This is a genomic window from Streptomyces kaniharaensis (assembly GCF_009569385.1).
Lineage (GTDB): Bacteria > Actinomycetota > Actinomycetes > Streptomycetales > Streptomycetaceae > Kitasatospora > Kitasatospora kaniharaensis.
Genome location: NZ_WBOF01000001.1, coordinates 2,954,957 through 2,977,877 on the forward strand (window position 1 = coordinate 2,954,957; position 22,921 = coordinate 2,977,877).

At 71.3% G+C, this 22,921-nt stretch carries 20 protein-coding genes, 1 tRNA gene and 1 pseudogene; 9 read left to right on the top strand and 13 right to left on the bottom strand.

The window, feature by feature from the left end:
- Window positions 1–48: 48 nt before the first annotated feature.
- Window positions 49–1,029, bottom strand: a complete 981-nt coding sequence (locus F7Q99_RS13510; protein WP_153461469.1) for a LysR family transcriptional regulator — start codon at window positions 1,027–1,029, stop codon at window positions 49–51.
- A 71-nt stretch (window positions 1,030–1,100) separates the two neighbouring features.
- Between F7Q99_RS13510 and F7Q99_RS13515 the strand changes: the two genes are divergently transcribed.
- The 4 genes from F7Q99_RS13515 to F7Q99_RS13530 all read left to right on the top strand — a co-directional run bounded on the left by F7Q99_RS13515 (window position 1,101) and on the right by F7Q99_RS13530 (window position 4,989).
- Window positions 1,101–2,210, top strand: coding sequence for a TDT family transporter (locus F7Q99_RS13515; protein WP_153461470.1), 1,110 nt, complete (start codon window positions 1,101–1,103; stop codon window positions 2,208–2,210).
- Window positions 2,211–2,851: 641 nt separating this feature from the next.
- Complete coding sequence (locus tag F7Q99_RS13520; RefSeq protein ID WP_326846625.1) at window positions 2,852–3,874, top strand: LuxR C-terminal-related transcriptional regulator; 1,023 nt, start codon at window positions 2,852–2,854, stop codon at window positions 3,872–3,874.
- The gene (locus F7Q99_RS42550) at window positions 3,864–4,796 is read left to right on the top strand and encodes a LuxR C-terminal-related transcriptional regulator (protein WP_153461472.1); all 933 of its coding nucleotides are present in this window, start codon (window positions 3,864–3,866) and stop codon (window positions 4,794–4,796) included. The genes F7Q99_RS13520 and F7Q99_RS42550 overlap by 11 nt, the downstream gene beginning before the upstream one ends.
- Entirely contained in the window at window positions 4,789–4,989 is a 201-nt protein-coding gene (locus tag F7Q99_RS13530; RefSeq protein WP_153461474.1) for a hypothetical protein, read from the top strand. Before F7Q99_RS42550 ends, F7Q99_RS13530 begins: the two co-directional genes overlap by 8 nt.
- A 7-nt stretch (window positions 4,990–4,996) precedes the next feature.
- Here F7Q99_RS13530 and F7Q99_RS13535 read toward each other — a convergent pair whose 3' ends face one another.
- The 6 genes from F7Q99_RS13535 to dnaK form a co-directional block, all read right to left on the bottom strand.
- A complete protein-coding gene (locus F7Q99_RS13535; protein ID WP_153461476.1) occupies window positions 4,997–5,614 on the bottom strand; it encodes a TIR domain-containing protein in 618 nt (205 codons plus the stop codon).
- A gap of 536 nt (window positions 5,615–6,150) precedes the next feature.
- Window positions 6,151–7,167 carry a helix-turn-helix domain-containing protein gene (locus F7Q99_RS13540; RefSeq protein WP_153461478.1) on the bottom strand — a complete coding sequence of 339 codons (1,017 nt, stop codon included), beginning with the start codon at window positions 7,165–7,167 and terminating at the stop codon, window positions 6,151–6,153.
- 208 nt (window positions 7,168–7,375) lie between these two features.
- Complete coding sequence (locus F7Q99_RS13545; protein WP_326846626.1) at window positions 7,376–7,891, bottom strand: heat shock protein transcriptional repressor HspR; 516 nt, start codon at window positions 7,889–7,891, stop codon at window positions 7,376–7,378.
- 7 nt (window positions 7,892–7,898) lie between these two features.
- Window positions 7,899–9,050, bottom strand: coding sequence for a molecular chaperone DnaJ (gene dnaJ / locus F7Q99_RS13550; protein WP_153461479.1), 1,152 nt, complete (start codon window positions 9,048–9,050; stop codon window positions 7,899–7,901).
- 253 nt (window positions 9,051–9,303) lie between these two features.
- Window positions 9,304–9,921, bottom strand: a complete 618-nt coding sequence (gene grpE, locus F7Q99_RS13555) for a nucleotide exchange factor GrpE (RefSeq protein ID WP_153461481.1) — start codon at window positions 9,919–9,921, stop codon at window positions 9,304–9,306.
- Window positions 9,918–11,756 carry a molecular chaperone DnaK gene (gene dnaK / locus F7Q99_RS13560; RefSeq protein ID WP_153461483.1) on the bottom strand — a complete coding sequence of 613 codons (1,839 nt, stop codon included), beginning with the start codon at window positions 11,754–11,756 and terminating at the stop codon, window positions 9,918–9,920. Before dnaK ends, grpE begins: the two co-directional genes overlap by 4 nt.
- A gap of 328 nt (window positions 11,757–12,084) precedes the next feature.
- Between dnaK and F7Q99_RS13565 the strand changes: the two genes are divergently transcribed.
- The 4 genes and pseudogenes from F7Q99_RS13565 (at window position 12,085) to F7Q99_RS13580 (ending at window position 17,879) form a co-directional block, all read left to right on the top strand.
- The gene (locus F7Q99_RS13565; protein ID WP_153461489.1) at window positions 12,085–14,307 is read left to right on the top strand and encodes a (Fe-S)-binding protein; all 2,223 of its coding nucleotides are present in this window, start codon (window positions 12,085–12,087) and stop codon (window positions 14,305–14,307) included.
- Between the two features lie 332 nt (window positions 14,308–14,639).
- Window positions 14,640–15,713, top strand: a pseudogene (manB, locus tag F7Q99_RS13570) (mannose-1-phosphate guanylyltransferase); the annotation flags it as partial.
- Window positions 15,714–15,901: 188 nt separating this feature from the next.
- Complete coding sequence (locus tag F7Q99_RS43125; protein WP_326846627.1) at window positions 15,902–16,849, top strand: YIP1 family protein; 948 nt, start codon at window positions 15,902–15,904, stop codon at window positions 16,847–16,849.
- 130 nt (window positions 16,850–16,979) lie between these two features.
- Window positions 16,980–17,879, top strand: a complete 900-nt coding sequence (locus F7Q99_RS13580) for an alanyl-tRNA editing protein (protein ID WP_153461493.1) — start codon at window positions 16,980–16,982, stop codon at window positions 17,877–17,879.
- Between the two features lie 121 nt (window positions 17,880–18,000).
- On the opposite strand, the gene dcd is transcribed toward F7Q99_RS13580, so the two are convergent.
- Entirely contained in the window at window positions 18,001–18,576 is a 576-nt protein-coding gene (dcd, locus tag F7Q99_RS13585; RefSeq protein ID WP_326846628.1) for a dCTP deaminase, read from the bottom strand.
- Window positions 18,577–18,648: 72 nt separating this feature from the next.
- Entirely contained in the window at window positions 18,649–18,870 is a 222-nt protein-coding gene (locus F7Q99_RS13590) for a hypothetical protein (protein WP_153461495.1), read from the bottom strand.
- Window positions 18,871–19,146: 276 nt separating this feature from the next.
- Here F7Q99_RS13590 and F7Q99_RS13595 point away from each other — a divergent pair.
- Window positions 19,147–19,220 (top strand) — tRNA-Gly (locus F7Q99_RS13595).
- Window positions 19,221–19,311: 91 nt separating this feature from the next.
- On the opposite strand, the gene F7Q99_RS42555 is transcribed toward F7Q99_RS13595, so the two are convergent.
- The 4 genes from F7Q99_RS42555 to F7Q99_RS13615 form a co-directional block, all read right to left on the bottom strand.
- The gene (locus F7Q99_RS42555; protein ID WP_153461497.1) at window positions 19,312–19,974 is read right to left on the bottom strand and encodes a L,D-transpeptidase; all 663 of its coding nucleotides are present in this window, start codon (window positions 19,972–19,974) and stop codon (window positions 19,312–19,314) included.
- Between the two features lie 4 nt (window positions 19,975–19,978).
- Window positions 19,979–20,800 carry a hypothetical protein gene (locus tag F7Q99_RS13605; protein ID WP_153461498.1) on the bottom strand — a complete coding sequence of 274 codons (822 nt, stop codon included), beginning with the start codon at window positions 20,798–20,800 and terminating at the stop codon, window positions 19,979–19,981.
- Window positions 20,801–20,804: 4 nt separating this feature from the next.
- Window positions 20,805–21,317, bottom strand: coding sequence for a SigE family RNA polymerase sigma factor (locus F7Q99_RS13610; protein WP_153466149.1), 513 nt, complete (start codon window positions 21,315–21,317; stop codon window positions 20,805–20,807).
- A gap of 324 nt (window positions 21,318–21,641) precedes the next feature.
- The gene (locus tag F7Q99_RS13615) at window positions 21,642–22,763 is read right to left on the bottom strand and encodes a nucleotide disphospho-sugar-binding domain-containing protein (protein WP_153461499.1); all 1,122 of its coding nucleotides are present in this window, start codon (window positions 22,761–22,763) and stop codon (window positions 21,642–21,644) included.
- Between the last annotated feature and the right edge of the window lie 158 nt (window positions 22,764–22,921).

The following is a 22,921-nucleotide window of genomic DNA, read 5'->3' on the forward strand; positions in this document are numbered from 1 at the left end:
CCTTCAGTCCTGCTGGGTACAGCATGCACTAAGTTGAGTCTATTCCGCTCAAGTCTGTGCTCGATCGGTGCTCGGTCCGATCCGGGACGGCGTCCTGTTCCGGGACGGTGCTCGCCGCGGCTGGGCAGCCCGCCTGGTCAGTACCAGCAGCTCCCGGGCCGGACCGCCCGGCCGCTGTCCGGCCGGCCACACCGCGCGCAGCGGGCGCCGCAGGTCCAGCCCCGCCGCCAGCGGCACGGCGACCAGCCGCCGGGTCGCCAGTTCCTCCACCACCGCCAGCTCGCTCAGGCAGACCGGCCCGGCGCCGGTCATCGCCGCCGCCTTCAGTGCGGTCGACGAGGCCAGCTCCAGCCGGGGCCGCGCCGCACCCCCGTACGGCGCCAGCGCCATCTCCAGCACCTCCCGGGTGCCCGAGCCGGGCTCGCGCAGCACCAGCGGCGTCGCCGCCAGCTCGGGCCCGGTCAGCGGCGCCCGGCGGCGCGCCCACGGGTGCCCGGGCGCCACGACGACCACCAGCTTGTCCGCGGCCACCACCGCGCCGTCCAGGCCGGGCGGCGTGGACGGGCCCTCGACGAAGCCGAGATCGGCGTGCCCGGCCAGGACGTGCCCGGCGACCTCCGCCGAGTTCGCCGTCCGCAGCGTCACCGCCGTCCCGGGGCTGGCCTCGGCCAGCGCCAGTAGCCAGCCCGGCATCAGGTACTCGGCGACGGTCAGGCTGGCGACCACCGTCAGCTTGGCGTCCCGCCGCTCGCGCAGCGCGTCGATCCCGGCGTCCAGCGCCTGCGCCGCCTCCACCACCTGCCGGGCCCACTCGACCACCAGCCGGCCCGCCTCGGTCGGCTTGCTGCCCCGGGTGGAGCGCTCCAGCAGCGGGACGCCGATCTGCCGCTCCATGCCCTTGATCCGGGCGCTGGCGGTCGGCTGGCTGACGCCCAGCTCGGCCGCCGCCCGTCCGACGCTGCCCAGCCGGGCCACCGCGAGCAGCAGCTCCAGGGCGCCGAGTTCGGGGACGCGCGGGGAGAGAGCCATAGGTTCAGGCTATGCCCTCATAGAACGCCCGGCGCTACCGGCGGCCGGACCGCGGAGGGACGGTGGGTGCCATGTCCACCTTGGCCGCAGTCCGCCCGATCACCCGCCCCGCCGCCCCTGCCCGGTTCGACCTGGCCCAGCTCGGCCCCAACTGGTACGCCGCCGTCATGGGCACCGCGATCCTCGGCAACGGCGCGGCCGTGCTCCCGGTCCGTCCGCCCGGGCTGGTCGGCTTCGGCGAGGTGATGTGGGCGCTCGCGCTGGCCGCCCTGCTGGTGCTGGCCGCCGCCCGGCTGGTGCACCTCACCCGGCACCGCGACGCGGCCCGCGCCCAGCTGCTGGACAACCCGGCCACCGCGGTGTTCTACGGCTGCCCGCCGATGGCCCTGCTCGCGGTCGGCCTCGGCACGCTGCTGCTCGGCTCCCGGGTGATCGGCACCGGCCCCGCCGTGGCCGTCGACGCCGTGCTCTGGAGCGTCGGCACCGTGTACGCGCTGGCCGTCGCCGCTGGCATCCCGTACCTGATGATCACCCGGCACCGGGTCTCCGCGCTGGAGGCCAACCCGACCTGGCTGCTGCCCGTGGTCGCCCCGCTGGTCGCCTCCGCCTGCGGCCCGGCGCTGGTCCCGCACCTTCCGGCCGGCCTGCCGCAGGAGGCCATGCTGTACGGCTGCTGGGCGCTGTTCGGCGTCGGCCTGCCGGCCACCCTGGTGCTGCTGCCGGTGGTGTTCACCGGGCTCGTCCACAGCAAGCTGCCGGCCCTCGCGCTCACCCCGTCGCTGTTCCTGGTGCTCGGGCCGCTCGGCCAGTCCGTCTCCGCCGTCCACCAACTCGCCGACGCCGCTCGCCCGGTGCTGCCCGCGCTGGCGCCGGCCATGCTCGCGCTCGCCGAGCTGTACGGCGTCGCGGTGATCGGTGCCGCCATGCTCTGGCTGGCCGTCGCGCTCGCCGCCAACCTGCGCGCCCGGCGGGCCGGCATGCGGTTCGCGATGACCTGGTGGGCGTACACCTTCCCGGTCGGCACGTGCGTCACCGGCGCCGCAGCGCTCGCCCGGCACACCGGCTTCGGCGGGTTCACCGCGCTGGCCGCGGGGCTGTACGTGCTGCTGGCCGCCGCCTGGGCGGCCGCGGCGACCGGCACCGCCGCCGGGCTGGCGAGCGGTCGGCTGCTGGGGCGCTGACGGTCCGTCGCCGAGGGGCGGGCTGCGCGCGGATTCCCCTGCGGGCAGTGCTGCTTTCCGCTCCGGTCGCGTGAACCGACCCGTTGCAGGAACGCGCAGGTCGCGCCTGACCGTTCACCGCCAAGCGCCCCGCTCCCGGGCATCGTCCGTATACCTTCATGGCCTCGGTGTTTACCGGAACCCGACCCGCCGCCCGGCCTTCCCCGACCGGCCCTCGGTGCAGATAGCTGCAATTGCGGGAACCTGCACTCGGGTGGCACTTGTTCACCGGGCGTCACGCTGTGATGGTGGAGACACGCCAAGTCGTCCGGGCAATCGCAGCCCGATGGTGGCGACTTGCTCTTCATGACGGATGCAGGACATCCCGTGCCTGCATAACGGGGGGAAGAGCGCCGGCCGGGACGCCATGTGTGGTGATGGCCCCCGGAACCGGATCCGGCGAGGCGTTGCTGCTCCGCCTCGCCGGAAGCGCCTTGGCATGGCGTGGCAATGGTGGCCCCCGGGCACCCGGAGTGCGACGGCACCCGGGCCCCCGGGGGTCCGCCGGCCGCCCGGTACCGTGGCCGCCGGCACCAGTGATCGGGGACGCGGGACACGGGGGCACTGCACATCCGTAGGACGTCCGGCAGGGAGTGTTCGAGGTGACGGCGGAACCGGCGGTCGCTCCGGACCACGGCCAGTTCGCGGACGGGGGAGCGCGCGGGCTCGCCGGCGCGGGAGAACCCGACGACGCGGCCCGGCAGCTGTACCTGTCGATCCTCGCCGAAGGCGGCCGGATCCCGTTCACCGGCATCCACGACACCGAGCAGGCCGCCCTGCAACAGCTCGTCGACATCGGCCTGTTGATGCCCAACCCGATGGACGCCTGCTACACCGCCGTCAGCCCGCGCTCCGTCAGCGACCGCCTCGGGGCCGAACTGCGCAGCGAGGCCACCCGGCTGCTGGTCCGCGCCGAGAACCTCCCCGGCGCCCTCGACAGCCTCACCCGCGCCTACGACGCCATGCCCCGCCCGTCCGGCCGGACCGGCGGCGCCGTCCACGTCGAGGGCCACGTCCACATCCGCCAGCGGATCTCCCAGCTCGTCTCCGACTGCCGCACCGAGGTCCTCACCGCCCAGCCCGGCCACCGGCCCGCCGACACCCTCCAGGTCGCCGTCCTCCAGGACGTCCAACTCCTCCAGCGCGGCTGCTCGTTGCGCACCATCTACCAGCCGGTCGCCTTCGCCGACCAGCCCGCCGTCGCCTACGCCGACGAGGTCACCCGGCACGGCTCGCTCATCCGCGTCCTCGACGAGCCCTTCCAGCGGCTGATGGTCTTCGACCGGGCCGTGGCCGTGATCTCCGCCAACGACGACAACAGCGCGGCCGCCTTCATCACCGACCCGGCCGTCATCGCCCACCTGGTCGGCGCCTTCGAACGCGACTGGGCCCGCGCCGACACCACCGAGGCCGCCGCCGCCCTCGGCCACGGCCAGGCCCGCAGCACCCCCGACCGGGTCGGCCGCCTGCTCGCCCGCGGCCTCACCCAACGGGCTGTCGCCACCCGCCTCGGCCTCAGCGAGCGCACCGTCGCCGCCCACATCTCCCGCCTCCGCGACCGCTACGGCGCCCAGACCCTCTTCCAGCTCGGCTGGCTGATGCGAGGCTCCCGCGATGACCGATGAGCCCACCGCGGCCGAGCGGGCGCTCTACCTCGCCGCCATCCGCCGCGGCGGGCACCTGCGCCCCGAGGACCTCGCCCCCGCCGACCGCCCCACCCTCGCCGTCCTCGTCGCCCGCGGCCTGCTCGCCCCCACCGCCACCGGCTACACCGCCGTCAACCCGCGCTCGGTCGGCGACGGCGTCGGCACCGAACTGCGCACCCGGGCCACCCGCCTGCTCGTCCACGCCGAACGCATCCCCACCACGCTCGCCCCGCTCTCGCACGCCTACGACGCGGTCCCGCGTCCCACCTCGCCCACCGGCGACGCCATCCACATCGACGGCACCGCCGACATCCGCCAGCGCATCGCCGAGCTGATGTCCGACTGCCGGGAGGAGTTCCTGGCCGCCCAGCCGGGCCTGCGCCCCCTCGAAGGCCTGCGCATGGCCCTGCCCCAGGACCTCGCCCTCCTCGACCGCGGCTGCGCGATGCGCATCGTCTACCAGCCCGTCGCCGTCTCCGACCGTGAGGTCCTGCGGCAGATCCTGCTCCGAACGGGCCGGGGCGCCCAGGTCAAGGTCCTGGCCGAGGCCTACCAGCGGGTGCTGATCTTCGACCGCTCGGTAGCGGTCATCCCCGCCTCCGACGACGTCACCCGCGCCGCCGTCCTCACCGATCCCGCCGTCGTCGCCTTCCTCGTCGCCCACTTCGAACGCGACTGGGCACGCGCCACCCCCACCGACCACCACGTCAACTCCCCGCACCCCACCACGACCCGCATCGGCCGCCTGCTCGCCCGCGGCCTCACCCAACGGGCCGTCGCCACGCGCCTCGGCCTCAGCGAACGCACCGTCGCCGCCCACATCTCCCGCCTCCGCGACCGTCACGGCGCCCAGACCCTCTTCCACCTCGGCTGGCAGATGCGGGGAGAGGACGATGCCTGACCCGACGGCAGCCGACGCCACCGAGTCGGCCGTCCAGGAACACGTCCAGGAGCAGGTGGGGTGCCTGCTCGCGCGGAAGCTCACGCCCCGGGCGATCGCCTGCCGTCCGGGGCGTGAGCTGTACGTCGCGAAGACGCGGTTCCAACTGGGCTGGCAGCTGCGGGGAGTCCGGACGGGAGAGCCCGGTGCGTGAGCGCTGCTCAGCCGGTGGCGGCGCTGGTCGGCCAGTATCCGGCGACCGGGGGCTGCTGTCGGGGGACGGTGAAGTGCTCGCCGGGCGCGGTCCAGAAGCCCTCGCGCAGGGACAGCGCCATGCCGGCCCAGTCCAGCGCGGTCTCCACGGTGTGGTTGAGGGCCTCCTGCGACCAGGTGTCGTCGAAGACCAGCGGCAGGACGGGGGCGACCTGCTCGATGGTGGCGATCAGCGGGTTGTGGGTGATGGCCTCGTCGACGAGGAGGACGATCGGCTTCCGCAGGGCCGACGCCCACCCCAGCTCCAGGCTCACTCCGGCCGACAGCGGCGCCCCGACGTAGGCGAACACCAGGTCCGCCGACTGCAGGGCCCGGAAGTCGGACGGAACCCGGGGCTCCGGCGCCCGACCGGCCACCGTCCAGGCATCACTGTGGTGCGCGCTGTACACGGCGGCACCACTGCGGAGCAGCGTGGTGCGAAGCGTCGTCAGCCGCGTCCGACTGGCAAGCGTCACCACACTGTCCGCGGGCCCGGTCAACCGCATCAGCGGCGCGGCCAGAAACACACGTGCACGCCGGCCCTCTTGGGCCTGGCTGTCGTGGTGACGCAGGTAGGGCTCAGTCATGTCGACTCCGGGGGAAGGCCGACCAGGGGAAGGAACGTCGGCGGCGTTATGGGATGTTGGGGGAGTTACTGCTCATGCCGGTGGAAACTCGGCCGTTTGCACTCGAGTTGAAGGTACATCGGCAAGTGTGGTGGACTTGCGTGGGTTATCGGGAGCGAACTGATCGTCCATCGGGCGGTGCGGTGGCGTCCAGGTTTGAGAGGTGTCATCTGGATGCCTGGCAGAGAGATGACATGGTCCCCGGACTTGCGGCAACATGGGTGCAGGCGTTTCATTGCCACTCATTTGCGCGATCGCAGGCTTGAGGGAAGGGACGAGCGTATGTCTCGTATACACCGGTACGTCCGAAAGGTCGTATTGCCGCTCGTCGCCGGGCTGACTGCGGTCCTGGCGGTTGCCGCCGGGACGGTGGGGAGCGGGTATGTCGAGGAAGAGCAGGCGAGTGCCACGGCCACCGTTGTCGCGGCCGATACGCACTGGACCTGAGTCGGCTGACCGAGCGTCACGAGATCTCGTGGTTCTCGGGATCGCACACCTTATGACTCGGTCGCTTCGGGCTGTTCGTCGTGGCCCGGAGTGGCCCGTCCCAGGACATATCCCAACTGGAAGAGCGATTCGACGTTGTAGTCCTCCCGCATTTCGGCGAGATGGCGGGCCAGTGTCCGTTCGCTGATTCCGAGGCGTCGCGCGATGACGCGATGGTTGGTGCCGGCGAGCAGCAGGTCGATGATGGTTTGCCGGAGTCGGGAGACGACCTGCTGCGGCACGGTCGTCGCGCCGTCGAATTCGAGAGCTCGACTCCAGTTCCGCTCGAATACCTCTTCCACCAGGTATTCGATGACGTACTGGTCGTGGATGAATGCGGCCAGGTCCATGTCGTCGGCTGCCGGGATAACGGCAAGTCGCCGGTCTATGATGATGAGCCTGGTGTAGGGCTCGTCAAGCGTTCTGAACTGCCATCCGGCAGCGGACAGCGTTGCGACGTAATCGCGCGTCGGCTGATGGTAGCGAGTGCTGGCGTGATAGATCGTTCGCATGCTGGCGCCCATTTTGAGCCTGGCGAAGTCATAGTCCAGTCCGGCGGCCAGTACTTCGGGCGGGCGCGGGCCACCAGGCTGCATGGCGAGTGCTTCGTCCGGGCCGTCCGCCTGGGCCTGAAGGATGCGCTGATTTATCAGAGCCTTCCCTCGCACGTATTCGATCGGACCTCCCTCCTGCCCTCGTGAATGAAAGGCTTCGGCGAGATCGCCGAGGTCGGCGGGGAGTGCGACCGCCCGTGTCAGCAAATCGAGGGCCTGGCGCTGCCAGGTGAGGCTCATTCTGTTGGAGAGCTGGGCCGGATCGACTGCGGCATAGAGGCCGGGTTCATCCATATCCGGCACCAGGAGGCCGAGCGTGACCAGCTCGTCGAATGAGGCGGCCTCCTGTGGACTGTCTTCTCTCCGGGCGGCCTTGCCATTCCCCTCGATGGTGGCCAGATACAGGGCTCGGGCGTTGGCTGACAGAGCGCGGGGCCTGTCCGGCATGATTCCTGCCTGCTCGCGCCCGTTCATCCCCGTCTCCTTGTCGTAGACCGGACAAAATTGCCAGAGAAACACGACTGTGCTCTGCAACTGATCCTAAAGTCTGACTGGCCACCCGGCCGAGCTTCGCAGGTGCCCGGAGCGCAGCAGTGTTCTCGAGACGGCACCCTCTCACCACACGCAAGCCGCCGGCACCCCCCGAACAGGAGGGGCCGGCGGCTTGTTGTGTACGGGCAGGTCAGCGCTTGGGGCGCCAGACGACCAGGGCGCTCGACTGGGGAGTCGGGGGCTGGTACGGAACGAGGTCGCGGCGGTAGGAGGCGTGGACGGCGGCCTCGCGCTGCTGGAGCGCGGCGGCGGCGCCTTCGAGTGAGTCGACCAGTTCCCCGATGCGGGCCTGGAGAGCGGTGACCTGGTTCTCCAGCTCGATGATCCGCTTGATCCCCGCCAGGTTGATGCCCTCGTCCTGGGAGAGCCGCTGGACCTCGCGCAGTTGCTGGATGTCGCGGGCGGAGTAGCGGCGGCCGCGGCCGGCGGTGCGGTCGGGGCTGACCAGGCCGAGACGGTCGTACTGGCGCAGCGTCTGCGGGTGGAGGCCGGAGAGCTCGGCGGCGACCGAGATCACGTACACCGGGGTGTCCTCGGTGAGGACGTACTGCGGCGGTGCCGCGGGGCGCCTGGTGCGGCGGTGGCCGCCGGGCAGGCCCTCGCCGAGGCCGGGGCCGATCGGGCTGTCGGGGGTCATCGGGGACATCTGGTCGTCACGCTCCCTCCGCCGCCCGGAACAGGGCGGCTCGCGGGTCGTCGGAGGCGGTGGCCTCGCGGTACTGCTCCAGGGCGCTCAGCGCGTCGCCGGTGACGTGCTGCGGCACCACGACCTCGACGGTGACGAGGAGGTCGCCGCGGGTGCCGTCCTTGCGGGTGGCGCCCTTGCCGCGGGCGCGCATGGTGAGGCCGTTGGCGCTGCCCGGGGGCAGCTTGAGCTTCACCGCGGGGCCGTTGAGCGTGGGCACCTCGATGGTGCCCCCGAGGGCGGCTTCCGGGAAGCTGACCGGGACGGTGACGGTGAGGTTGTCGCCCTTGCGTCCGAAGACGGGGTGCGCGTCGACGTGCACGGTGACGTAGAGGTCGCCGGGCTGGCCGCCGCGTTCGCCCTGGGCGCCCTTGCCCTTGAGCCGGATGCGCTGGGCGTCCTGGACGCCGGCCGGGATGCGGACCTGCATGGTGCGGGCGGAGCTGGCCCGGCCGCTGCCGTGGCAGTCGGTACAGGGGTCGTCGACGATCATGCCGCGGCCGCGGCAGTCCTTGCAGGGCTCGGAGAGCGCGAACGCGCCCTGGCCGCGGCTGACGGTGCCGGCGCCGACGCAGGTCGGGCAGACCCGCGGGGTGGTGCCGGACTTGGCGCCGGTGCCGTTGCAGGACCGGCAGGGGGCCTGGCTGGTCATCCGTAGCGGGACGGTCGCGCCGTCGACGGCCTCCTCGAAGGAGAGGGTGACCTCGGTCTCGACGTCGGCGCCGCGCCGGGGTTGGGCCTGCCGGCCGCCCCGGTTGAACAGGCCGCCGAAGACGTCGCCGATGCCGCCGCCTCCGCCGCCGCCCTGGCTGCCGCTGAAGAGGTCGCCGAAGTCGAAGCCGTAGTTGCCGCCGCCGGGGCCGCCGGAGCGGAAGCCGCCGTTGGCGAAGAGGCTGCGGGCCTCGTCGTACTCCTTGCGGCGCTTTTCGTCGGACAGGACGTCGTACGCCTCGGAAATGTCCTTGAACCGCTCCTCGGCCTTGGCGTCACCCTTGTTGGCGTCGGGGTGGAACTCGCGCGCGAGCTTGCGGTAGGTCTTCTTGATCTCGGTGGCGGTGGCGTCCTTGGGCACGCCGAGGACCTTGTAGTAGTCCTTCTCGACAAAGTCCTTGCCACTCATGCGCCCACCTCACTTCGCTCGGCAGCCGCTTCGCGCCACGCGCACCTGCTAACGGCGCTCCCCCGGCCGCGGGCCGGGGAGACCCCCATGCTGCGCTCGCTCACGGCTCCCGCCACCTCCCGATGTCCATCGTCACTGCGCTGTCAACAGCGTGGCCGCGGTGGGCCGCTGCCGACAGCGCGCTGCGGAGCCGGCCGCCTGAATTGCCGGCGTACGACTCCGCAGCGCACTGGTTGTCAGCTGTCACTGGTTGTCAGCTGTCCGAGCCACCGTCGGTCTTGTCCGACTCGCCGGACTTGTCCGTGTCGGCGTCCGGCCCGGCCGTGGTCTGGGTGCCCGGCTGGGGCTCCGCGACCGCGACCATCGCCGGGCGGATGATCCGCTCGCCGATCCGGTAGCCGGGCTGGAGGATCTGCACACAGGTGTCCTCGGTGACGTCCGAGGAGTAGCTGTGCATCAGCGCCTCGTGCATGGTCGGGTCGAAGGGCTCGCCCTCCTTGCCGAACTGCTGGAGGCCCAGCTTGGCGACGACCGTCTCCAGCGACTCGGCGACGGACTTGAAGCCGCCCGTCACCTCGCCGTGCTCGCGGGCCCGGCCGACGTCGTCCAGGACCGGGATCAGGGACTCCAGGATGTTGGAGACCGCGATCTCGCGGACGGTGAGACGGTCCCGCTCGACCCGCTTGCGGTAGTTCTGGTACTCGGCCTGGAGGCGCTGGAGGTCGGCGGTGCGCTCGGTGGCCTCGCGCTTGGCCGCGGCCAGCTCCTCGGCACCCGAGGCGTCGGAGCCGGCGGCGGCCTCCTCGGCCGCCTTGATCACGGCTTCCTCGGCGGCGGAGTCGTCGCCGGGCTTGCCGCCCTTGTCCGTCATGCCGCACCGCCCTTGGGCTTCTCGTCGTCCACGATCTCGGCGTCGACGACGTCGTCGTCCTTGCCGTGCGGGGCGTCGCCGGCGGGGGCGGCACCGGCCGCGTCGGCGTTGGCGTAGAGGGCCTGGCCGAGCTTCTGGGCGGTGGTGGAGACCTTCTCCGAGGCCTCGCGGATGGCCGCGATGTCCTCGCCCTTCAGGGCCTCCTTGAGCTCGCCGACGGCGGTCTCGACCTCGGTCTTGACGTCGGCCGGGAGCTTGTCGGCGTTGTCGGCGATGAACTTCTCGGTCGAGTAGACGAGCTGCTCGGCGGAGTTGCGGGTCTCGACGGCCTCGCGGCGCTTGTGGTCGTCCTCCGCGTACTGCTCGGCCTCGCGGCGCATGCGGTCGACCTCGTCCTTCGGCAGCGAGGAGCCGCCGGTGACGGTCATCCGCTGCTCCTTGCCGGTGCCGAGGTCCTTGGCGCCGACGTGCATGATGCCGTTGGCGTCGATGTCGAAGGTGACCTCGATCTGCGGCAGGCCGCGCGGCGCCGGCGGCAGGCCGGTCAGCTCGAACATGCCGAGCTTCTTGTTGTACGCGGCGATCTCGCGCTCGCCCTGGTAGACCTGGATCTGCACGGACGGCTGGTTGTCCTCGGCCGTGGTGAAGATCTCGGAGCGCTTGGTCGGGATCGTGGTGTTGCGCTCGATCAGCTTGGTCATGATGCCGCCCTTGGTCTCGATGCCGAGGGACAGCGGGGTGACGTCGAGCAGCAGGACGTCCTTGACCTCACCCTTGAGGACACCGGCCTGGAGGGAGGCGCCGATGGCGACGACCTCGTCCGGGTTGACGCCCTTGTTGGCGTCCTTGCCGCCGGTCAGCTCGCGGACGAGCTCGGCGACGGCCGGCATGCGGGTGGAGCCACCGACCAGGACGACGTGGTCGATCTCGGAGAGCGAGATACCGGCGTCCTTGATCACGTTGTGGAACGGGACCTTGCAGCGCTCCAGCAGGTCGGCGGTGAGCTGCTGGAACTGGGCGCGGGTGAGCTTCTCGTCCAGGTGCAGCGGGCCCTCGGCGGAGGCCGTGATGTAGGGCAGGTTGATCGAGGTCTCGGAGGACGAGGACAGCTCGATCTTGGCCTTCTCGGCGGCCTCGCGCAGGCGCTGGAGGGCCATCTTGTCCTTGGACAGGTCGACGCCGTGGCCGGCCTGGAAGGTCTTCACCAGGTGGTCGACGACCTTCTGGTCCCAGTCGTCACCACCGAGGTGGTTGTCACCGTTGGTGGCCTTCACCTCGACGACCCCGTCGCCGATCTCCAGCAGGGAGACGTCGAAGGTGCCACCGCCGAGGTCGAAGACCAGGATGGTCTGGTCGTCCTTGTCCAGGCCGTAGGCGAGGGCGGCCGCGGTCGGCTCGTTGACGATGCGCAGGACGTTGAGGCCCGCGATCTCACCGGCCTCCTTGGTGGCCTGCCGCTCGGAGTCGTTGAAGTACGCCGGGACGGTGATGACGGCGTCGGTGACCGTCTCGCCCAGGTAGGCCTCGGCGTCCCGCTTCAGCTTCTGCAGGATGAAGGCGCTGATCTGCTGGGGGTTGAAGTCCTTGCCGTCCAGGTTGATCTTCCACCCGGTGCCCATGTGGCGCTTGACCGAGCGGATGGTGCGGTCGACGTTGGTGACCGCCTGGCGCTTGGCCACCTCGCCGACCAGGACCTCGCCGTTCTTCGCGAAGGCGACGACGGACGGCGTGGTCCGCGCGCCCTCGGCGTTCGTGATGACGGTGGGCTCGCCACCCTCGAGAACGCTGACGACCGAGTTCGTCGTGCCGAGGTCGATGCCGACCGCGCGTGCCATCGTAGATACCTCCACGGGAGAGTTGAGCTTTACGGGCTCAAGGATGCATGACCCGGTGGAAGGCGTCAACAGCTATGAGCCCATGCCGCTCAAGTTTGCTGCGCCCGACCGTGCAGGCCGTGGTTCGTCGCGTGCCGTCACCCGGAGTGTGTGGTGAGTGTGGACTTACGTGACTGCCGCCATAGCTTGAGAACCTTCTGGAGAACTGTTAACGACCGGTAATGTCCGGGCCGTCGGCCCGGAAAGTTACCGGCGAGTACACTCAACTCTCAGAGACCCTTAGAACCGTAGAGACTGCTCAACCGCAAGCCGCAGGAGACGGAGAGCGATGCAACTAGCAGCGATCGTCATCTCGCTGGTCACATTCGTGATCGGCACCGCGCTCGCCCTCCGTGCGGCGTGGCACATCTTCAAGGTGGTGCTGACCGGCGCGCCGGACTCCACCCGCTTCGGGAAGCCCGCCCAGCGGGTCAAGACCGTCGCGGTCGAGTTCATCGGCCACACCCGCATGAACCGCTGGGGGATCGTCGGCATCGCCCACTGGTTCGTCGCCGTCGGCTTCTTCAGCCTGGTGCTGACCATCGTCAACGCCATGGGCCAGCTCTTCGACGCCGAGTTCGAGCTGCCGATCATCGGCCACTGGATGATCTGGCAGCTCTTCGTCGAACTCGTCGGCACCCTGACCACGCTGGGCATCGTGACCCTGATCGTGATCCGGCTGATGAGCCTCCCGTCGAGGTCCGGCCGCAAGTCCCGCTTCGCCGGCTCGATCGCCTGGCAGGCCTTCTACGTCGAGTACACGATCCTCGGCATCGGCGTCTGCATCCTGATGCTGCGCGCCCTAGAGGGCGCCCTGGGCGGCGTCGACTCGTACGGCCCGGAGCACCTGGTCTCGTACCCGCTGGTCTCCGCGCTGAGCGGCCTGTCGCACGGCACGCTGGAGAACCTGGTCTGGCTGTTCGCGATGCTGAAGATCTGCATCTCGTTCGCGTGGGCGATCACCATCGGCCTCAACCCGTCGATGGGTGTGGCCTGGCACCGCTTCCTCGGCTTCTTCAACATCTACTTCAAGCGCGAGGAGGACGGCGGCACCGCGCTCGGCGCGCTCCGTCCGATGACCTCGGGCGGCCAGCCGATCGACTTCGAGGACCCGGCCGAGGACGCCGTCTTCGGCGTCTCCCAGGTCGAGCACTTCTCCTGGAAGGGCATCCTCGACTTCTCCACCTGCACCGAGTGCGGCCGCTGCCAGTCGCAGTGCCCGGCCTGGAACACCGGCAAGCCGCTCTCGCCGAAGCTGCTGATCATGAGCCTGCGCGAGCACGCCTACGGCAAGGCGCCGTACCTGCTGGCCGGCGGCGGCAAGTCCGTCGAGGGCGAGGAGCAGGCGACGCCCGAGCAGCTCAAGGACGTCCCGGCGGCCGCCCTGGCCGAGGCCGAGCGCCCGCTGATCGGCACCGCCGAGGAGAACGGCGTCATCGACCCGGACGTGCTGTGGTCCTGCACCACCTGCGGCGCCTGCGTCGAGCAGTGCCCCGTGGACATCGAGCACATCGACCACATCGTCGACATGCGCCGCTACCAGGTGATGATCGAGTCGTCGTTCCCGACCGAGGCCGGGACCATGCTCAAGAACCTGGAGAACAAGGGCAACCCGTGGGGCATGGCCACCAAGGCGCGCCTGGACTGGGTCAAGGAGCTCAAGAAGGAGACCGGCATCGAGGTGCCGGTGATCGGCGAGGACATCGACCCGGCCGAGGTCGAGTACCTCTACTGGGTCGGCTGCGCCGGTGCCCTGGAGGACCGCGCCAAGAAGACCACCAAGGCCTTCGCCGAACTGCTGCACACCGCGGGCGTGAAGTTCGCGATCCTCGGCAAGGAGGAGTCCTGCACCGGTGACTCCGCCCGCCGCCTGGGCAACGAGTTCCTCTTCCAGATGCTCGGCGCGCAGAACGTCGAGACGCTGAACGCGGCCCTGGAGGACGCCCCGGTCAAGCGGATCGTCGCCACCTGCCCGCACTGCTTCAACACCATCGCCAACGAGTACCCGCAGCTGGGCGGCCACTTCGAGGTCATCCACCACACCCAGCTGCTGCAGCACCTGATCGACGAGGGCAAGCTCGTCCCGGTGAACCCGGTCGAGGGCCTGATCACCTACCACGACCCCTGCTACCTGGGCCGCCACAACAAGGTCTACAGCCCGCCGCGCGAGATCATGGACAAGGTCCCGGGTCTGCGCCAGCAGGAGATGCACCGGCACAAGGAGCGCGGCTTCTGCTGCGGCGCCGGTGGTGCGCGGATGTGGATGGAGGAGCGCATCGGCAAGCGGATCAACACCGAGCGCGTGGACGAGGCGCTGTCGCTCAACCCGGACATCGTCTCCACCGCCTGCCCGTTCTGCCTGGTGATGCTCTCCGACTCGGTCAACGGCAAGAAGAACGAGGGCGCGGCCAAGGAGCACCTGAAGGTGGTCGACGTGGCCCAGCTGCTGCTCGACTCGGTCAAGGCGACCCCGCCGACCGGTGCCGAGGAGCCCGCGACGGTCGACGCGTAGCGCCTCAGTTCGACAGTTCTGTAATAACTGCCCGGCCCGGTGGGCGCCGCGAGAGGCGCCCGCCGGGCCGGGCTTTCGAAGCTGTGGCCGGGCTATTACCGGGCCGTTGCCGGACTGTCGCACAACTGTCGCCCGGCCCTGGCCGACGACGCGTGATGCCAATCGCACAGCCACCGGACTGGCATTCGGTTGGAAGGAAATACAGTAGGTCGACCGGCCCCCCGGGCCGGTCGACCCGTTCCGGACGGATGGACGAGCGGGTCCAGACCACCGACGGAGGTATCGGCCCGCCGGGCCGGGCCGCAGAGACCACAAGGGGAACAGCGCAGACCATGACCGAGGCGATCATGCTGGTCGGTGGTAAGGGCACGCGACTGCGTCCGCTGACCACCCACACCCCCAAGCCCATGCTGCCGGTGGCAGGCGTCCCGTTCATCGCGCACCAGCTGGCCCGCGCCGCGGCCGCCGGGGTCACCCGCGTGGTGCTGGCCACCTCCTACCTCGCCGAGGTCTTCGAGGACCACTTCCAGGACGGCACCCCGTACGGCATCGAGCTGGTCTACCTGACCGAGCGCGAGCCGCTGGGCACCGGCGGGGCCATCCGCAACGCCGCCTCCGGGCTCACCTGCGGCCCCGACGAGCCGGTCCTGGTCTTCAACGGCGACATCCTGTCCGGCGTCGACATCGCCGCCCTGCGCGACGGCCACGTGGCCGCCGGGGCCGACGTCACCCTGCACCTCACCCGGGTCGAGGACCCGCGCGCCTTCGGCCTGGTGCCGACCGACGAGGACGGGCGGGTGCTGGAGTTCCTGGAGAAGCCGGAGACGCCCGAGCAGATCGTCACCGACCAGATCAACGCCGGCTGCTACGTCTTCACCCGGTCCGTCATCGACCGCATCCCGGCCGGCCGGGAAGTCTCCGTCGAGCGCGAGACCTTCCCCGAGCTGCTGGCCACCGGCGCGCTGCTGCGCGGCGTCGTCGACACCTCGTACTGGCTGGACCTCGGCACCCCGGCCGCGTTCGTCCGCGGCTCCGCCGACCTCGTGCTCGGCAAGGTCGACTCCCCGGCCGTCCCCGGGCCGACCGGCGACGCCCTGCTGCTGCCCGGCGCGACCGTGCACCCCGGCGCGGTGCTCAGCGGCGGCACCGTGGTGTCCGAGGGCGCGGTGGTCGAGGCCGGCGCGATCGTCGAGGGCAGCGTGATCCTGCCCGGCGCGGTGATCGGCCCGGACACCCTGGTCAAGGACTCCATCGTGGGCGCCTTCGCCACCGTCGGCGACCGCTCCGCGCTGGACGGCGCGGTGATCGGCGACGGCGCGATCGTCGAGTCCGACAACGAGCTGCCGAGCGGCGTCCGGATCGCCTGCGGCACACTGCTGCCGGTCGGCGCGGTCCGCACCTCGGCCGGCCCGGGCGGCTGCCCGGCCGGCGCCTCGGCGGCGGCCGCGGTGCACGGGCCGACGGTCACCGCGCAGCGGTAGCGCCGCCCGCCCGGGACGCGGGTTCCGGACCCGTTCGTCTCAGGCTCGCTGCAAACCGGCCCCGGCACCGCCCGGGGCCGACGCGGAGTCAGCCGGACGGGTACCTTCGGAACGTGGCTGGTAATCGATACGACAGCGGTCAGGGCGCCGACCCCCACGGCAGGTGGTCGGCCTCTCCGCCGCCGGCGGGGGCGCCCGGGGGACACGGGCAGACGGACGGGCCGGAGTACTTCACGGCCCCGCACCCGGGGGCGGGCGGTGGCTCGGCCGGTTACGACCCGTACGCCGCCGACCGGCCGGGGAACACCCGGGCCTTCCCGACCGGCGGCGACCCGTACGCGGCGGAGCCGCCGTACCAGGGGTACCAACAGCCGGGGTACGACGGGCAGGGGTACGACGGGCAGGGCTACTACGACGCCGGCGGCTACCCGCAGGGGGGCCACCAGCAGCCGCCGTACGGCCAGGACAACGTCGCCGTCTACCGGGCCGGCGGCCAGTCCGCCCCGCACGTCTCCGGACCGCGCCCGCACTGGCGCGAGCTGCTGATCGGCATCGTCCGCGCCCCGGCCGCGACCTTCGACCGCACCCGCGACCACCAGGTCTGGCTGCCCGCCCTGACCGTCTCCCTCCTCTACGGCGCGCTCGCGGTGCTCGGCATCGGCCTGACCCACGACGACATCGTCAACTCGACCTTCACCGTCGCACTGACCGGCATGCTCGCCGCCGCCCTCGGCTTCACCGTCACCGGCGCGATCTTCGGCGCGGTCACCTACGCGCTCGCCCGCCAGCTCGGCGGGGACGGCCCCTGGAAGTCCACCGTCGGCCTCGCCGCGCTGATCGGCTGGCTGACGGACGCGCCGCGGCTGCTGTTCGCCCTGGTGCTGCCGTCCGGCAGCGCGGTCGTCCAGGCCGTCGGCTGGGCCACCTGGGCGCTCTGCGCGTTCCTGCTGACCACGATGGTCCGGCGGCTGCACGACCTGCCCTGGGGCAAGGCGGCCGCCGCCGCGGCACTCCAACTGCTCGCGCTGCTGGTGCTGATCAAGCTGCCCACCCTGGGCTGATCGAGCTGCCGAGCCCGGGCTGATCGAGCGGCCGGCCTCGGGCCGGGCGCCGGACGGCAGAATGGTGGACGGGTCCCGCTCGGCGGGGCCCGTCCACCCTCTTTTTGGTCGACATCCACCGGAGCCAGGTATGACCCTCCCCACCACCCACGTCAGCTTCCCGGCCGGGGCGGTGACCGGGGAGTCCCCGGTGCTCGCGGTGCACCCGCTGGCGGACGGCCGCTGCGCCGTCGTCACCGAGGCCACCCCGTTCCACCCGCTCGACCACACCTGGCCCGACCAGCCCGCCGACCTCGGCACCCTCACCGTGGACGGCACCGAGCTGGCTGTCGTCGACTGCCTGACCGGCGCGGTCGGCCCGGACGGCGGCGCCCCGCTGGCCGGCGCCGACATCCCGGTGCGGCGCGGCGACGAGGAGTGGTCCTGGCTGGTCCTGCACGTGGTCGAGGGCGACGCCGACGAGCTCGCCGCCCTCGTCGGCCGCACCGCGGTGCTCGCCGTCGACGCTGGCCGCCGGGCCGCCCTCAGCGCCTCGCACAGCGGCTGCCACCTGCTCGCCCTCGCCCTGAACGCCGCGCTCGCCCCGCGCTGGCGCAAGGACCCGGGCCGCTCCGACGCCTTCGGCCACCCCGACTTCGACAGCCTCGCGATGGCCACCTCGGTGATGGACACCGAGGCCAGCACCGACACCTACCGCCTCGGCAAGTCGCTCAAGAAGAAGGGCTTCACGGTCGACGCCACCGAGGACCTCCCGGCCCTCGCCGACGCCCTGGCCGCCCTCACCGAGGCCGTCAACGCGCAGCTGGCCGCCTGGGTCGCCGCCGACGCCCCGGTCCGCATCGAGGTCCCCGGCCCCGAGCTCACCGCCCGCCGCCAGTGGCACTGCGAGCTGCCCGAGGGCAGCGCGCAGATCTTCTGCGGCGGCACCCACCTGCACCACCTCGGCGAGCTGGCCGAGCTCCGCACCGAGCTGCGGCTCTCCGACGACGGCACCGAGCTGGTCGCCGTGACCCGCCCGAAGCGGGCCTGAGAACGGCGGGCCTGAGGACAGACCTGCCTGAGTACGGCGGGCCTGAGAACGCCGAGGGCGGCCGCCCCTCCTCCGTCTCCGGGGAGGGGCGGCCGCCCGTCGTGCGTGCGCTCTGCTGCGGTCAGACCCGGGTGCGGTGGAAGTTCAGGTACGAGCGCGACGGCGTCGGGCCGCGCTGGCCCTGGTAGCGCGAGCCGTAGCGCTCCGATCCGTACGGGTGCTCCGACGGCGAGGAGAGCCGGAACAGGCAGAGCTGCCCGATCTTCATGCCCGGGTACAGCTTGATCGGCAGGGTCGCGACGTTCGACAGCTCCAGCGTCACGTGGCCGCTGAAGCCGGGGTCGATGAAGCCGGCCGTGGAGTGCGTCAGCAGGCCCAGCCGGCCCAGGCTCGACTTGCCCTCCAGCCGGGAGGCCACGTCCTCGGGCAGCGTGATGACCTCGTACGTCGAGGCCAGCACGAACTCGCCCGGGTGCAGGATGAACGCCTCGTCGCCATCGGGCTCGACCAGCCGGGTGAGGTCCGGCTGCTCCTCGGAGGGGTCGATGTGCGGGTACCGGTGGTTCTCGAACACGCGGAAGAAGCGGTCGAGGCGCACGTCGATACTGGAGGGCTGGATCATCGCGGGGTCGAACGGGTCGATCACGACCCGGCCCAGGTCGATCTCGGTCCGGATGTCCTTGTCAGAGAGCAGCACGCTTCGAGGTTACGTGCACGACGGGTCCCCGGACGAATCCGCCCGGGGCCCCTGTCGTCCTCGCATCGGCCGTCAGGCCAGGAACTCCGCGGCCTCCAGCCGCATCGCCCGGGCCAGTTGCGGCGCCGACAGCTCCTGCACGTCGGCCAGCACCGAGCTCCTCAGCCGTCCACACTGCGGACAGCGGATCAGCCGGCCGGGCCCCAGCCGGCCGGGTCCGAGGTTCTGCATCGGGAACGTGGTGGTGCTGAACAGGTGCCCCTCGGCACAACGAACGACGGCGCGCTGCTCCATCGATCCCCTTCCCATCCCTAACCCAGTACTCACCCGTGGTCGTCGCGCCCCGACGGCCCGAGCCTCGGGGCAGCGTCACATTAGGGGATGTTCCGGACATTCCACCCCATGGCTCGCCGCCCCGACCCCACCCGGCGGAGCACTCTCACGCGGCCCAAACAGTACGCCCCTCACCCCACCCCGCCCGGCTCCGCCACGTCTCCCGGCCACCCGTGCAACCGGAGTCACGGATGGGGTACAGTGAAGGCGGTCGAGCGGTCGTTGACGGCTCGTCAGGCGGGCGTAGTTTAATGGTAGAACATGAGCTTCCCAAGCTTAGAGCGCGAGTTCGATTCTCGTCGCCCGCTCCATACCGAAAGCCGCAGGTCAGCGACCTGCGGCTTTCGCGTGTCCGGACCGATTCGGGCCGGTCGTATCGGACGGTCGTCCGGGTGGTGGTGACTACCACTTCGTCCAGTCGAGATTCCAGCCGCCCAGCCCGTTGTCGGGGGCGACGGTCTGCCCCTTCGAGTTCACGATCTTGACGACGTCGCTGATCAGCGAGTCCTTGAAGAACGTGCCGGCGGGCGAGGTGTCGCTGCCGCCCTTCTCGTCCTGCAGTGCGACGCAGCCGTGGCTGGTGTTGTCCCTGCCGAACGGGTTCGCCCTGGCCCAGTAGTTGCCGTGGACGTAGGTGCCCTTGGTGGTCAGCCGCATCGCGTGCCGGACGTCCGGGATCCTGTACGCGTTACCGAGGCCGACGGTCTGCGAGTCCATGTCGACGACGTTCTCCTTGGACATGATCACCATCACGCCGTTCCAGGACGGGTTCTTCTCGTCGCCGAGGGTGGCCGGCACGGTGTGGCTCTGGCCGTCCCGGACGACCGTCATCTGGTGGGTGCCGGAGTCGGCGGTGGAGACCTGGGAGCGGCCGATGGCGAACGGCTCGTCCTTGTCGACGTCGCCGTAGACGCCGGGGGAGACTTCGACGCTCTTCAGCCGGTAGTGGATGGTGACCCTGGTGCCCGGCTTCCAGTACTCGGCCGGGCGGAAGTCCAGCTGCTGGTCGCCGAACCAGTGGCTGGTCTGGAGGTGATCCCGGGACGGAGGCCGTGCCTGCGGCAGTGGCTCAACGGCCTGACGCGGTCGGGCTGACCGGCACGTCCAGCAGGTGGGTCGAACTCAGCACGGCGGTCGTCTCGTTGACGAGGCTCTGGTCCGGGGAGGCGAGGCAGGCATAGGCGCGTACGAAGTTTCCCCGCACGGGCGGGAGAGGGATGTACTCCTCGATCGCCTGGGTGCCGCCGATCGCGCGGCACTGACTGCTCGGGGTGACCGGCTGCGGGCCGGTGGGCACGATGATCTCTCGGTAGACGCCCGCCCAGAACACCAGCACCCCTCCCTTCGGCAGGCTGACGGCAGGCATGCAGTCAGCCGTGTCGTTTCCGCTGAGCGGTCCGTGGCAGGGGCCTGCGCCCTCGCCGCCGCTGGCTACCGAGGTGACGTACGCGCCCTGGTACTCGCCCTCGTGCCCTGGTTCGGGCCGCCGCAGCACGTGCCAGGTGACCGGCACCGCGGCGACCGGCATCTTGCCGAGGTGGCTGATCGTCCACCCGTGCAGTTCGAGCGGACGCGTCGTGGTGTCGGCAGACGGGCTGGGCTGCGGGCTCGACACGGGCCCGGTCGTGGCGGCCGGGACGTCGGCCGCCGGACCGGTGTTCCGTGGAGAGCCGGGCAGCAGCGTGGCGGCGGCCACGGCGAGTGCGAGTACCGGCGTGGCCAGCGCGGCCACCCGGATCCGACGGGCACGGCGGATCCGCCGCCGAACCTGCGGCATCCGGTCCTCGGCCGCCGGCAGCACCGGGGTGCCTTCGGCCGCCACACGTCGTCGCAGGTACTCGACGACCGCGGCCAGTTCGCCGTCGACGAGGTCGTCATCGGGCGTGCTCATCAGGTCACCTGCCCGCCGTGTGCGCTGCCAGGGCATGGTCCGGCAGCCGGTCGCGCAGCGTGCGCAGCGCCCTGAACGCCTGGCTCTTGACCGTTCCCGTCGAGCAGGCGAGGATCGCGGCGGTCTCCTCCACGCTCAGGTCCTCCAGGTAGCGCAGCACCACCACGGCTCGCTGCCGCTTGGGCAAATGCCTCAGCAGCAGAGCTAGTTCGAGCTCGCCGTCTACCTCGCTGTAGCGGTCCGGGGCGGCCGGGGGATCCGGCACCTTGGCGTGCGGCAGCTCGCGCCGCCAGGACCGCCGCCACCAGTTCACATGGATGTTGACCATGGTGCGGCGGACGTACGCCTCGGGCTGCTCGACGGCGATCCGGCTCCACTTCGGCCAGGTTCGCGCCAGGGCGGTCTGCAACAGGTCCTCGGCCAGGTACTGATCGCCGGTCAGCCGCCATGCCGAACGCAGCAGCCTCGGTCCGCACGTGGCCGCGAACTCCTCGAAAGTGGCCCAGCCGCCGGTCATTTCGTCCATGTACGACTTGCACTTCTTCTCTCGTCGGTCCCACACCTGCTGTAACCGGGGGGATCCCACGCCAGGTTGGCCAGTGTGACGCATCACACGCAGGGAACCGAATGGGCAGCCGGGCGCCCACGGTCGGTGGTCGGCGCCGGGGCGCGGGCCACCGACCGGGTGAGTGGGTGGCAGAGGGCGGCGCCGGATGATTCCGGCGTCCTGGGAGCGAGAGACGGCGGGGGCGAGTTCGATTCTCGTCGCCCGCGCCGGAGCGAGAAAGCCGCAGGTCTTCTGACCTGCGGCTTTCTGGTTCTTCGGGTGGTTCGGGTGGCCTCAGCGGGGGTTGGTCGCGAGGGCTTCTAGGGTGGGGACGAAGGCGGCGGGGGTGGGGAGGGCGGTGTTCTCGGCCTGGACGCGGGCTGCGGCGGCGCGGAGGTCGGGGTCGGTCAGGAGACGGGTCAGGACCTCGGCGTCGACGGTCTCGGAGGTGGAGCGCAGGGCGATGCCGGCGGCGGTGAGGGCGTCGGCGACGGCGTAGTTGTCGGCGCCCTGGGGGAGCAGCAGCTGGGGGATGCCGGCCTGGAGGGTGGTGAGCGTGGTGCCCGCGCCGCCGTGGTGGATCACGGCGTCCGCGTGGCGGACCAGCTCGGCGAGCGGCACCCAGGGCAGCGGGCGGACGTTGTCGGGCAGGGTGCCGAGCGGGGCGAGGTCGGCGTCGGAGACGGCGAGCAGGAACTCCGCGTCGACGGCGGCCGCCGCCTCGACGAGCCGGGCGACGGCGCTGACGCCGTTGACCGTGGTGACGACCGTGCCGAGGGTGATCAGGACGCGGGGGCGGTCGGCAGGGCGGAGGAACTCGGACGGCACGACGCCACCGCCGTTGTAGGGCAGGTAGCGCATCCGCAGGCCGTCCGGGTCGCCGCCGATCGGGCCGATGTTCAGCGCGGTGGACTCGGCCGGGCCGGCCACGCCGTGCCGCTCGTAGACGTCGGTGAAGTTGGCGGCGAGGCGGGCCACCATGTCGCGGCCGGTCGGGATGCCGTAGTTGTGCAGCACCGACGGGATCTTGAGCTTGGCCGACACCAGCGGGGCCGCGGGCTGGAAGGCGGCGTGCACGAGCAGGTCGGCGCCCCAGTCGGAGGCGACGTCCAGCAGGCCGTCCACGGTGGGACGGGCGGCGTGGGCGAAGGCGCGGGCGGCCATGTCGAAGATCTCGTTCTGGGGCAGGCCGCCGCCGTCGTAGCGGAGCTGCCCACCGTTGGCCTCCGAGAAGAGCTCCCACATCTCGCGACCGTCGCCGATCTCGACGAGTGGGAAGCCGGCGGACCGGATCTGGTCCATCGGCAGCGAGGCGGCGAACAGGATGTCGTGCCCGGCGGCGCGCAGGGCTTGGGCGGTGGGCACCATCGGGAACAGGTGGCCGGCCGCGGCCGGGCCGGTGAGAAGTATGCGCATGATCGTCTCCTTGCCGTTTCTGATCGCGCTCGTGTGCGAAGCGCCGGCGAACGCATCCATCTCCCCTCGCACGATGATGTCGAGTCAATTCGCTTTTGTGCTGGGCGTGCGGGAATCGGACGTTCTGGTGCGGGTCTTGCCAGTCGGGCCGCGATGTG